General features: G+C 55.0%; 9 protein-coding genes. 8 read left to right on the top strand and 1 reads right to left on the bottom strand.

Annotation, left to right across the window (positions count from 1 at the left end; genetic code table 11):
* Window positions 1–345 precede the first annotated feature (345 nt).
* From RAH42_RS04245 to RAH42_RS04275, 7 genes are all read left to right on the top strand, one after another.
* Complete coding sequence (locus RAH42_RS04245) at window positions 346–1,005, top strand: amidohydrolase (protein WP_317540015.1); 660 nt, start codon at window positions 346–348, stop codon at window positions 1,003–1,005.
* 26 nt (window positions 1,006–1,031) lie between these two features.
* The gene (locus RAH42_RS04250) at window positions 1,032–1,556 is read left to right on the top strand and encodes a M20/M25/M40 family metallo-hydrolase (protein ID WP_317540016.1); all 525 of its coding nucleotides are present in this window, start codon (window positions 1,032–1,034) and stop codon (window positions 1,554–1,556) included.
* 28 nt (window positions 1,557–1,584) lie between these two features.
* Entirely contained in the window at window positions 1,585–3,102 is a 1,518-nt protein-coding gene (locus tag RAH42_RS04255; RefSeq protein ID WP_078015883.1) for an ABC transporter substrate-binding protein, read from the top strand.
* A 747-nt stretch (window positions 3,103–3,849) separates the two neighbouring features.
* A complete protein-coding gene (locus tag RAH42_RS04260) occupies window positions 3,850–4,575 on the top strand; it encodes a sulfite exporter TauE/SafE family protein (RefSeq protein WP_317540017.1) in 726 nt (241 codons plus the stop codon).
* Window positions 4,576–4,638: 63 nt separating this feature from the next.
* Window positions 4,639–6,150: a hypothetical protein gene (locus RAH42_RS04265; RefSeq protein ID WP_078015886.1), complete on the top strand. Its 1,512-nt coding sequence runs from the start codon at window positions 4,639–4,641 to the stop codon at window positions 6,148–6,150.
* Window positions 6,151–6,265: 115 nt separating this feature from the next.
* Window positions 6,266–7,243 (top strand): alpha/beta fold hydrolase, encoded by a 978-nt coding sequence (locus RAH42_RS04270; protein ID WP_078015887.1) that lies wholly within the window; start codon window positions 6,266–6,268, stop codon window positions 7,241–7,243.
* Between the two features lie 81 nt (window positions 7,244–7,324).
* Window positions 7,325–8,842 (top strand): ABC transporter substrate-binding protein, encoded by a 1,518-nt coding sequence (locus RAH42_RS04275; protein WP_317540243.1) that lies wholly within the window; start codon window positions 7,325–7,327, stop codon window positions 8,840–8,842.
* Between the two features lie 194 nt (window positions 8,843–9,036).
* Here RAH42_RS04275 and RAH42_RS04280 read toward each other — a convergent pair whose 3' ends face one another.
* Complete coding sequence (locus RAH42_RS04280; RefSeq protein WP_317540018.1) at window positions 9,037–10,224, bottom strand: M20 family metallopeptidase; 1,188 nt, start codon at window positions 10,222–10,224, stop codon at window positions 9,037–9,039.
* 557 nt (window positions 10,225–10,781) lie between these two features.
* On the opposite strand from RAH42_RS04280, the gene RAH42_RS04285 reads away from it, so the two are divergent.
* Window positions 10,782–12,326: an ABC transporter substrate-binding protein gene (locus tag RAH42_RS04285; protein ID WP_078015890.1), complete on the top strand. Its 1,545-nt coding sequence runs from the start codon at window positions 10,782–10,784 to the stop codon at window positions 12,324–12,326.
* Window positions 12,327–12,416: the final 90 nt, after the last annotated feature.

Here is a 12,416-nt window from a genome sequence, read left to right on the forward strand (position 1 = left end):
AAGCTACCTCAAACTCACGCAGCAAAGTTGAGGTAGCTTTTTTATGATGTCGACTTCTCGCTAGATTGTGGAAAAATGATGTGTGGCGTTTCTGAACGTCGAAGGCATCGGCGACGGCGTCCATGTCAAGAAAAGCGAAACGCCTTGCCCAAGAGCGATATCCTTGTCCGTTATCGGAAACATGGCGAGATTTATATGCTCGAGGGGGGCGTCTTGGGACGGCTCCGGCGGCGAAACTTGATTGTCGAAAAAAATTATTGACATTTTTCTAACATACAGTAGAATGTTTTATAAAGAATTATTATCTTGGTAATATTTCGCATTTTTATTCCAGGAGGTCCCGCGATGTTGTGCAGCTACCGCCGCGACAGACTCGCGCAACGGCTGAAGGAGATTGCACCGCAGCTGATCGAGTGGCGTCATCAGATCCATCGGAATCCGGAATTGAGCTTTCGCGAGGTGAAGACCTCCGCGCTGGTGGAAGAGCAACTCAGGAAAATGGATATGGACTCGATCCGGCGGGTCGGGAGGTCACAGACAGGCATTCTCGCCGTGCTGCGGGGAACGGGTACGGGACCAGATGTTTGCATCGCCGTCAGAGCCGATATGGACGCGCTGCCGATCCAGGAGCAGTCAGGCGTGCCGTTCGTTTCCCAAAATGACGGCGTCTTCCATGGCTGCGGGCATGACACCCACACTGCGGCGCTGTTGGGCACGGCTTGGCTGCTCAGCGAATTTCGCAGTTACTTCGCGGGGACAGTCAAGTTTTTTTTCCAACATGCCGAGGAAGAGCTTGGCGGCGCGGTGGAATTCATCGAAGCTGGTGTGATGGAAGATCCTGCCGTGGACGCTGTGTTGGCGCTTCACGCGCTGCCTGACATCTATGTCGGTGAGATCGGCGTGAGAGATGACTTCATGACGGCCGGCGTCGATATCCTCAAGATCACCGTCGAAGGCAAAAGGGCGCATGGGGGTATCCTCATTACGGCGTCGACACGATCCTGACCGCTTCGACAATCGTCACCGCGCTCATGAGTCTGGGGTCGCGTGAGCTGGCTCCTACTGACTGTGCGCTGGTGACTTTTGGCAGTATTCATGGTGGCATTTCCAATTCTTATATCGGTGCCCCGGTGGTATTGGAAGGCTGCATCCGCTACCTTCGCGACGAGACGCACGACCGTTTTCGGCGCCGTGTGCGCGAGATCGCCGAAAGTATCGGCGCGGGACTGCGCGCGAAAGTGACCGTGGAGATCACGCCGGAAAGCATCCCCTCTGTGGTCGCCAGAAGCTGGGTCGACCGGGTACGCCGTGCCTGCGCGCAGGTAAAGTCGGTGACGAACGTTGTCGATCTCCCTTCCCCCGCCATGGGCGGCGAAGATTTTGCGCTTTTCCTGAAAAAAGCGCCGGGGACGCTCTTCCGCTTGGGGTGCCGCTCGCCGGGCGGCCTCCACTGTCCCACCCATTCGGTCAACTTTTATGCCGACGACCGCTCGATCCCTATTGGGACGGAAGTCATGACCACTACGGTGCTTAACGCGCTCACGGGTTCAGAGTAATATTTTTAAGGGGAGGCATTGAACGAAGATGAACGTGAAAAAGACCCTGTTGTTTTTGACGTCGCTTTTGGTTTTTGCTGCGTCCTGCGTGGCGGCGGATTTGCAGACGCTCAACGTGGGAGTCCCCAACGACGCCAAGAGCATGGATCCGCTCAAGGCTGTCGATACGGTCTCCTTTGCCATGATCAAGCATATTAATGAAACGCTGGTGACGGTGGACGGCAGAACCAAGCAGTTGGTGCCCGTGCTGGCGGAACGTTGGAAAGTGCTTGATCCGCTGACCTATAAGTTTTATCTGAAAAAAGGCGTTAAGTTCCATAATGGTGAAGAGTTTACCGCAGACGATGTGGTGTTCTCGTTTCAGCGAGCTCTTTCAAATGAATCCGTTTATGCCAAATCCAAGGCTAAGTACATTGATCCGCAGGGATTCCAGGTGATCGACCGGCATACGCTGATCGTGAAGACGCTGACGCCTTTCGGCGGTTTTCTGGAATCGATGAAGCATCCCTATGCCAGTATTTTCAACCGCAAAGCCGTTGCGGACGCCGGCGGCGATTACTTCAGGATGCCGGTCGGCACGGGGCCTTACAAGTTCAAGCGGTGGCTCAAGGGCGACCGCGTAGAACTGGAAGCGTTTGGCGACTATCATGGCGATAAGCCCCATTCCCAACGCTTGAATTTTCTTACAATGGCCGACGACAGCAGCCGCGTCATCGCCCTTGAAACCGGCAAGGCCGACTTGATTTACAACGTGCCTGTGAACGATTTCGATCGTCTTGCCGAAGAAGGCCGAGTGAAGGTCATCAAGGGGACCGGGCATAACCTCATTTATCTCGGTATGAACACTCAAAAAGGTGCTCTCAAGGATCCGCGCGTCCGCATGGCCATCGAGTATGCCATTGATAAGGATGCTTTTGTCCAAGTGGTGTATCAGGGAAAAGCGGTGGTCCCCGACGGGCCGCTGGTTTCCTCCAGCAGCTTCACTCCTGCCGACATTCGACGCCATCCCCGCGATCCCGTCAAAGCTAGACAACTTCTGAAAGAGGCCGGCTATGCCGACGGCCTGACGTTCGATCTGTGGATCACGACGCGCCAGGATTACGTGAACGGCGCGACCGTGCTTCAATCCATGCTTCAGGATATCGGCATCAAAGTCAACATCATCGTCATGGAGTCCGGCGTCTTCGACGACCGCGTCACGAGCAATACGCAGAGCTTGTTCATCAGTACATGGGGTATGCAGACGAACCGCGATGCGGGACAGTTCTGGCTGTCGCTGTTCCATTCCAGCAGTATCGGGACTACGAATTGGGCGGTGCTGGACGACAAGATCGTTGATGAGAACATTGAACTGGGCAATCGAAGCGTCGAACCGGCGGAACGCCAGGCGGCTTTCCAAAAAGTCTGGGCGCGGCTCGACGAGATCCATCCTTTTGTTTCTTTGGCTGTTCCCAACGAACTTTACGGCGGCCGCAAAGATCTTCGGGGCATGGAGGATTTTTGCGACGGACGCCTGAACTACCTTGGGCGCGTGACGGTGGAATGAATTTTAACTGAGTTTTTTATTTTAGAAAAAATACTCACTGATAAAATTGTGCAAGGCAACGTTATTTGTCGGCCTTGCACAATTTTATTGGGCTTGCCTAAAAAACGTGAAATTGCTCAAATCGATTTAGCCATTTATACTATTTTTTAATTAAAAAGCCGAACATAAGGGCGCCGCGGGGAAGTTCGGTCGCTCGAACATACTCGCAGTGCCCAGAGAATTATGTTAATACTTTTCCGGAGGAACGCTTTTATGAAATAAAAAAGTTCCGTACCCGCTTTAAAGCCCTCTCGTCGTCAAGCTTTCGCCTGGGGCGGCAGGCCTTTCCGCGAGCATAGCGAGCGCCTTGCACCGGGGAAGAAGAATACGGCTCGGAAAAAGCATTCCGCTTTCGCTCTCCGGAGATCGTCGATTTATGACGTCCAAGATGCTGTGCGATCTCGGAGAGCCCTTTTCCGCTATTGGAAAGCGACATGAGCTTTTCGCGTTCGAATGGTGTAAGATGGGTACAGGGGCTCAGTTCTCCTCGTGATAAACGTCATTTTACTGGGATCTATGAGGTCTGCTTGTTTCTCGCGACGGTTGCTCTGATTTTGTAGTCTAAGTGACATTGCCAGTCAGGTATGAGATGAATGAACCCTGATCTGAGAACGGGCTCTCTTTATAAAGTCAGAGATTCCTTAAATGCTTTTGGCGCGGAAGTTTCATGCCTACGGTAAAATTTCTGTAGAAATTGGAGATGGCGTTATGGACTGGATGCTCACTGCCATGATGATGGGGACAACGGTGGCCGGCGGAATCGTGGCCAGTGTGTGCGGCTTCGGCTTTGGCGCCGTGGCGATGGCCACATGGCCGTATTTTCTCTCCTATCCCCAGGCTGTAGCCGTTTCGGCGCTCTGCGGCGCCAGCACGGCCGTGATGATTGCCGTTCCTCACTGGCACAGGATCAACTTCAGAATTCTGCTGCCCTGTGCACTTTCGGGGCTGTTTTTTTCGGCGGCTTCGGTCGTACTGTCCCTCGGTGCGGCGGAAAGGATGATGGTGCATGCGCTTGGCGCGATGCTGATTGCCGTCAGCTTCTATTCCATTTTTCTCGGCGGCAGGATCCGCATCAAAGGGACACCTTTGACCGGTATGGTCGCCGGTGCCATCGGCGGCGCGTGCGCCGGACTTTTCGCTGTCGGTGGACCTCCCGTCGCTATCTATCTGCTCTCGTCGACCCGCGACAATCAGGAGTACCGCGCCACGCTGAACGCTCATTTCTGCTTCACTTCCGGCGTCGCCACGTTCATGAGATGGCGCAGCGGCGTCATCACTCCCATGACGGTTCAGCTGTGGCTGCTGGTCGTCGCGGCGCTGGCTTTTGGCATCTTTCTCGGCAACAAAATCTTCAAACGCCTCGACGCCCGTCGCCTGCGCCTCGCTGTGTACGGCTACCTGGCCGTCTCCGGCGTGACCATGCTGTTTAAGTAGCTCATGTCTGCGGGGGACATGAAAAAATTTCATCGAAGAGTGTGCCAGAGAAGGAGAATATCAATGATCGCGAACGAACAGTTTTTGCCGACGGAACCTTTTCTTGAGCCGCAGCGCGCTGAGGATGCGATCGCGCTGGAAGGACAGCGGCTGAAGTACGGCATTACGGCAGAGTCCATCCCTGTTTACGACGATGAGGGCGCCGAACAGGCGCGCAGTTTCTGCGTCAGCTACGCTCTGACGGACGGCGGCGCGCAGCGGCCGGTGACTTTCGCCTTCAACGGGAAACCGGGGACTTCGACGCTTTATCTGCACATGGCGGCGCTGGCGCCGAAGACGTTCAGCCTGACGGGGCAGGGTGAGGAGGCGCCGCGGCGGCCTTATATCGTTGGCGACAATCCCGGTACGATCCTCGATTTTTCCGATCTGGTCTTCATCGATCCTGTGGGGACGGGATTCAGCTGCACTGTGAACCGCGAGAAGGAACGCCAGTATTACGGCGTGCGGCAGGACGTGGACGCGATCGCACGTATCATCCGCGCGTGGATGGCGCGTCACGGGCGTTTCGCCTCGCCCGTGTTCATCGTTGGCGAGAGCTACGGCGGACTGCGCGGCAGCGGACTTGTGCTGCGGCTGCAGCAGATGCACATCATGTCGAGCGGTTTTGTGGCGGTGTCCCCGGCGTTGTCGTACGGCGAGCTGCACACGTCGATGCTGTACGAACACCATCTGGTGCACACGGTGCCGGCGCTGTGCGCGGCGGCGTGGTTCCACAAAAAGCTGGACGCCGATCTGCTGGCGCGCCCTCTTGAAGACGTGCGTGCCGAAGCGGCGGCGTGGGCGCAGAGCGAGTATCTGCTGTTTCTGTGGAAGGGCTGCGAGGCTTCGGCGGAGGAACGCAACGCTGTTCTGGAAAAGCTGCGCCGCTACACGGCGCTGAAAGCGCCGGATCTCGAAGCGCTGAATCTGCGCGTCGGCGACAAGCAGTTCGCGGGGCTGCTGCTCGCGGATCAAGGCCTTGTGACGAGCTACTTCGACGCGCGGCTGACCTATCCGGGGCGCGGCTTTAACGCTGCGGCTGACCCACAGACATTCAACATGTCGGCGGCCTGTTACGCGGCGTTTTACGAGTATTTCGGGCGCATCATGAAGCTGCCGGAACACCGGGATTATCTCGCCTTCAATCCCCGCGTGGACGGCGGCAGATGGGATTTTGCCAGCGGCTATCTGCCGACGGCCTCGGGCGCCGCGCCGCGCGCCGGCGGTTTCGCGTCCATGCTGGCGGACCTGTGCACGGCCATGAAGATGGATTCTCGTTTTAAGTTCTTCGCCTGCGCCGGGCAGTTCGACCTGCACTGCTCGATCGATACGACGCGCTACTGTCTGAACCATATGGACATTCCCGCTCGTCTACGTGCGAATGTCACTTTCAAAACCTACTGGGGCGGGCACATGTTCTATTCCAATCCCGAAGCGCGCCTCCAGTTCCGCCGCGACCTGAAAGAGTTTTATACTGCCGCGCTGGAGGCGAATGTCGGGAAAGAAGCGCGCGCAGAGGCGTTAGTCATACAGTGAAAGAGCGGGGAAAAAATCTTTAGGACTCCGGGCAAAATCTTTATATAGAGATCGTAATTCTATAAAGGCAGTACTATGGAAACTCTTTTGAGGACTTAAGGAAGTGTAATATTTTATGGAAAATATTTCCGTAAGGGAACTGGGAAATTTTTACGTGGGCGGTCATGAGGTAATTCTGCGAGGCCTCCCTCACAAAGCTTTTATTTGTCAGGACGGAACGACGCAGGATTTTGACCCCAACGGCCAGTACGAAGCGGGACAGATGTATGTTGAATATGTTAAGCTAGCTCAGCCGAAAGCCAAATATCCGCTGTTGATGTGGCACGGCGGCGGTTTGACCGGCGCCACCTGGGGGGCTACGCCCGACGGCCGTGAAGGCTGGAGAAGTCTGTTTCTTCGCTATGGGCATGACGTTTACGTGAGCGATTCGGTGGAGCGGGGGCGATCTTCCTGGGCCATGTACCCGGAGATCTATCGTACGCCTCCGGAATTTACCACCAAAGCGGCCTGCTGGAGCAACTTTCGCATGGGGCCCGTTTTTGCTGAAAATCACGCGGAGCGCGTTCCCTATGCGGGCACGCAGTTCCCAATGAAATATTACGACGAGTTCTGCAAACAGATTGTGCCTCGCTGGCGCAGTATGGATGATTGGGCGCAGGACGCCTATAATAATCTGGTAGATCGGTTCGATGGTGGGTGCGTGATCATGGCTCACAGCCAGGGTGCCAATTTCGCTCTTCCGGCAGCCCTCGCTCATCCTGACAAGGTAAGGGGGCTGATCCTGTTGGAGCCGGCCCGTACTCCCGATCCTCAAACGACGGAATTTTCCGCGCTGAAAGAGATTCCTCAGCTCGTTCTCTGGGGCGATTTCATCAGGGTGCCGGAGCTCTGCGCGTGGACAAAAGCCGCTTATTTTAAAATTTATCCTGAATATTTTCGTATCATGAAAGAGCTCGGCGCGCCGATCACCTGGATCGATTTGCCGAAACGCGGTATTTTCGGCAATACGCATTTGCTGATGATGGACCGTAATTCGGTCCAGGTAGCTGAAATGGTTCAAAGTTGGATGACGGAGAAGGGGCTGATGAAGTAGAAATCCTATGGAGAGCGTCGACGAGGCAGTGTTGCGCGGGATGATGTTTTCAGCAAATTTGGAACTTAATAGGTGAAAGAGGTGTCTTTTTTGAAGCTGAAATCATTGTTTTATAGTTTAGCAGTGAGTGCGTTTCTGGCGTCATGTGCCTTTGCCCGCGGAGACGAGATGGCCGTCGGCGTCGCCATCGACGCCAAGAATCTCGATCCGCAGAATTCGGTCGATACGTATTCTTTTTGTCTGACGAACCAAATTTACGAGACTTTATACACTGTCGACGGCAAGACCCGCAAACTGGTCCCTGTCCTTGCGGAAAGCGTGGACATCCTTGACGATAAGACGTATCGCTTTCATTTGAAAAAAGGCGTTAAATTCCACAACGGCGAAGAACTTACTGCCGACGACGTCGTTTTTTCACTCAAACGCGCCACTTCTCCCCAGTCGGTTTTCGCCGGTTCAAAGGGACGCTATATTGACCCCGACGGCTTTAAAATCGAAGACAAATACACGGTTGTCGTGAAGACGCGGACACCTTTTGGGGGATTCCTTGAGTCAATGAAGCATCCTTATGCCTCGATCCTCAATAAAAAAGCTGTGGAGGAGGCCGGCAGTAACTATTCCATGCACCCCGTAGGCACCGGCGCTTTCAAGCTGATTAAATGGACAAAGGGAGAGAAGCTGGAGCTGGAGCGCTTCGAGGATTATCACGGAACAAAACCTGTCTACAAGAAGCTGACTTTCCTGATTATCCCCGATGACAGTAACCGCGTTATCGCTCTTGAGACCGGCAAGGTCGATCTTATCTATGCTGTTCCCACAACGGAGTTTAATCGTCTTTCCCAAAGCGATAAAGTGCAGCTCGTTCGCGCTCCCGGGCTTGTGCTTCATTATCTTGGTCTGAACACGCAGTCGCCTCGGCTGGCTGATCCTCGCGTGAGGCTTGCGATCGAGTACGCCGTCAACAAGGAAGCCTTGAATCAGGTGGTCTACGAGGGAAACTCCGCACCGGCCGTCGGACCGCTTCTGCCGGTGTGCAGTTTCTATCCCGAAGATGCTCGTCCGTTCGGTTATGATCCCGAGAGATCGAAAGCGCTGCTGAAAGATGCCGGCGTCAAGGATCTGAAACTCAGTTTATGGGTGCTGAACCTTCAGGATCTGATTAACACCGCCACGGTGCTTCAGGCTATGCTGGCACAGGTCGGCATTACGCTTGACATTCAGGTACTTGAAAACGGCGTCTTCAACGATCGGATGAAAACCGGCGGCTATGACATGTTCATCTACATGTGGGGCATGATGACCAACCGTGACGCGGCCGTCTACTGGCAGTCGTTGTTCACCAAAGAGGCCATTGGTACGACCAATTTCACCCGTTTTGACGATCCTCAGACCAACGCATGGATCAAAGAAGCCGCTGAAACCGTCGATACTGCGAAGCGGAATGGAATTTTTCAGAAGATCTGGGATCGCATCAACGAATTGCATCCCTGGGTTTATCTGTCGATCCCCAGCGAACTGTACGGCGCCCAAAAAGATCTGAAGGGCGTCAAAGACCTATGTGACGGTAAAATCAGTTTCCTTGGCAATCTGCATTATTAACAGTGAATAGGGAACAGGTCGGGTTGGCGTCGAGGATCACCTGATGGCAGGGCTGCCCCCCGGTAATCTGCACTATCTATCCCGAGCTGTAGTACCCTGAGTAACGTTTTTTCTGACAGAAATAACGCCGGCGCCCGCTTTGGAATCGTATGATTCCAAAGCGGGCGCCGGCGTTATGAAAAGCATTCGAAAAACTATCCGTTGATCTCCAGCACGGCTTGCACGAAGAATCCTGCTCCGACGGGCAGCGCGTTTTCGTCGAAGACAAAGGCGGGATTATGGAATTTGGGCTGCGCCCGGCCGTCTTTCCAGATTCCCAGGCGGGCGAAACAGGAGGCGGGGATCTTTTCGGAGTAGCAGGCATAATCTTCCGAACCCATGCGGGGCTGTTCCATGGTTTTGACGTGTTCCTCCCCTAGCAGCTTGGCTGCGGCGGAGCGCATCGCTCTCACCACGGCGGCGTCGTTGACCAGCGGCGGGACGCCGTAGGTGTAGTCGAGCTCGTGGGTGCAGTTGTAACCGGCGACGATGGAACCGATCATACGGTCCAGCGCGCTTCTGATCCTGCCGCGGCTTTCGGGAGACTGACAGCGTATGGAGCCGCCGAAGGCGACTTCTTCGGGGATGATGTTCTTGGCCGTACCGCCGTGGAACGTGCAGATCGAGAGGACGACGGGATCGACGGCGTTGAACTGACGAGTGATCAGGCCCTGCAGGGACGTGACGCAGTTGGCCGCGGCGAGCAGCGCGTCGGCGCCGGAATTGTGCGGATAGGCTCCGTGCCCGCCGACGCCTTTGACAGTGACGGAGAAGGTGTCGGACGAGGCCATGCTGGGACCTTCGCGAAAGGCGATGTCGCCCGTGGCGAATTCGCCGATGCCGTGCTGTCCGAGCATAATGTCTACTTTGGGGTTTTCGAGGCAGCCGAGCCGGATCATCAGCTCCGAGCCGCCCAGCGTCTCCTCGGCGGGCTGAAAGATCAACTTCACGACGCCGCTGAAGCGTTCCCGCATGCTCATCAGAAGTTGGGCGGCCCCCAGCAGCATGGCGGTGTGCGCGTCGTGTCCGCAGGCGTGCATGACGCCGGCTACCTCGGACTGATCGGGCTGGCCGGCGGCTTCCTGAATGGGCAGCGCGTCCATGTCGGCGCGCAGGGCGATCACTTTTCCCGCGCCGGCTTTTGTGCCGCGGATAAGCCCCAGCACGCCGACTTTGGTGTCGAGCGGCTGAATTTCCACGCCCATTTTCTTCAGTTCGGCTCTCACGAAGGCCGCTGTTTGGAGCTCTTGCATCCCCAGCTCGGGGTTACGGTGGATCCTGCGCTTGCAATCTACGAGGTAGCTGCATATAGATTGGGTTTTTTCGAGTACTTCTGAAGGCATCCTTTTTCCTCCTCCTGGATGGGATCTTTAGTTTACATGGAGCGGTCGCTTTGAAAATATAAAAAATTTGAAATTGGGCAAGAAGCGAGCTGTTTCAGTCGCGTGACTAGAATAATATACACTCCTGCCTGATTTTTTCAACCATGAAGAATAATATATCAGATATGTATACAATATATTAAAGGACAATGGAGAGGCCGCATGAAATGTTTTTGGCTTATGTGGTGAATTTATTCGTATTTAACGACAATATATTATGATTATTTGCTGTAATAGTTGTGATATGTGTCCTTTAACTGAAAGCGACATTCGTTTTGAATTTTATTCAATAGGCAAAGTCAAAATTTGAGACTCCTTGCTTTTTGTATATTATTTGCTAGAATCTGACTTAGTCGTGGATATTCTTTTTCCCGAGAAAAGAGCATCCTTATTTGAAAAACGGGTTGGGAATTTCAGGTTGTCCTTTTAACGGGCCGCGACGTCATGTTGCCATATTGGGGGAAGTGGAGTAAAGGCTGCAGGTTCCGCAATCTCATTTTAGGAAGGGGTTCTTTGTTATGAAGAGGACATTCGCTTTGTGTCTCGTCTGTGCCATGCTGTGCGCCGGAACGGCTTTCGCCGCGCCGCGGGGCGAGGAACTTCGTGTCGGCGTCTCCATCGACGCGAAGAACTTTGATCCGCAGAACTCTGTCGATACCTATTCGTTCTCCATGCAGAAACAGATCTACGAGCCGCTGTTCACGGTGGACGGCAAGACCCGCAAGCTGACGCCGGTGCTCGCCGAAAGCGTCGAGATCCTTGACGACCACACTTACAAGTTCCATCTGCGCAAGGGCGTCAAGTTCCACAACGGCGAGGAGTTTACCGCGGATGACGTGGTTTTCTCTCTGACCCGCGTCACCGATCCTTCCAAGTCCGTCTTCGCCAAGTCGAAGGGCGTGTGGATCGATCCGAAGGGCTTCGAAGTGATCGACAAGCATACCGTGATCGTCCGCACCAACGGCCCCGTCGGCGGTTGGCTGGGCTCTATGAAGCACCCTTACGCTATGATCCTGAACCGTAAGGCCGTTGAAGAAGCCGGCGCCGATTACTTCCGTCAGCCCGTGGGGACGGGCCCGTACAAGTTCGTGAGCTGGACCAAGGGCGAACGAGTCGAGATGGAAGCTTTCGCCGACTACTGGGGAACCAAGCCCTACGCGAAAAAGCTGACGTTCGTGGTCCTGCCCGACGACAGTACGCGCATCATCGCTCTTGAGACGGGCAAGGTCGACATGATCTACGCCGTGCCGCCCTCCGATTTCGAGCGCTTGCAGAGCAGCGACAAGGTCAAGGCTGTCAAGGCTCCCGGTCTGGTACTGCTGCATCTGGCCATGAACACGGACAGCCCCAAACTGAAGGATCCCCGCGTGCGCAAAGCGATCGACGCCGCGATCAACAAGGACGCCTACGTTCAGGTCGTCTACAACGGTAACGGCATCCCCGGCCAGGGGCCCCTGCCCACGGCGAGCTCATGGTTCCCCGAGAATCCCGAGAAATGGGATTACAATCCCGAGCTCGCCAAAAAACTTCTTGCCGAGGCCGGCGTCAAGGATCTGGAACTGAACCTCTGGGTTATGAACGCCGCCGACCGCGTCAACGGCGCGACGGTGCTGCAGAGTATGCTGGGAGCTGTCGGCATCAAGGTCAACGTGTCGGTGTTCGAGAATGCCGTCATCAATGACAAGGTCCGTAAGGAGCCTGAAAAGTACGATATGTACGCCGCCACCTGGGGCATGCAGACCAACCGTGACGCCGGCGTTTACTGGCAGTCGGTCATCACCACGACCTCCATCGTCAGTACCAACTCGGCCCGTTTGTCTGACCCCGAGATCGACACGCTGATGGACGAGGCCAATCACTGCATCGACGAGGGCGAGCGCGGCAAAGTCTTCCAGAAGATCTGGGATCGTGTCAACGATCTGCACCCCTGGGTCTATCTGTGCCAGGCCGATGAGCTTCACGGTGCCCAGAAGGATCTGATCGGTGTGGACGAGCTCTACGATGGCAAGATCAATCTGCTTTCCAACATTCACTATCCCGAGCAGACTGAACGCGTAAAATAAGTCGCTTTTTCATGGGGCGCCGGACGCCTCCGCTGCGTCCGGCGCTTTTGTGAAAGTTGTTTTTAATCCACCCCCTATGGATTTTTTAGA

It is taken from the genome of Pyramidobacter sp. YE332 (assembly GCF_033060595.1).
Lineage (GTDB): Bacteria > Synergistota > Synergistia > Synergistales > Dethiosulfovibrionaceae > Pyramidobacter.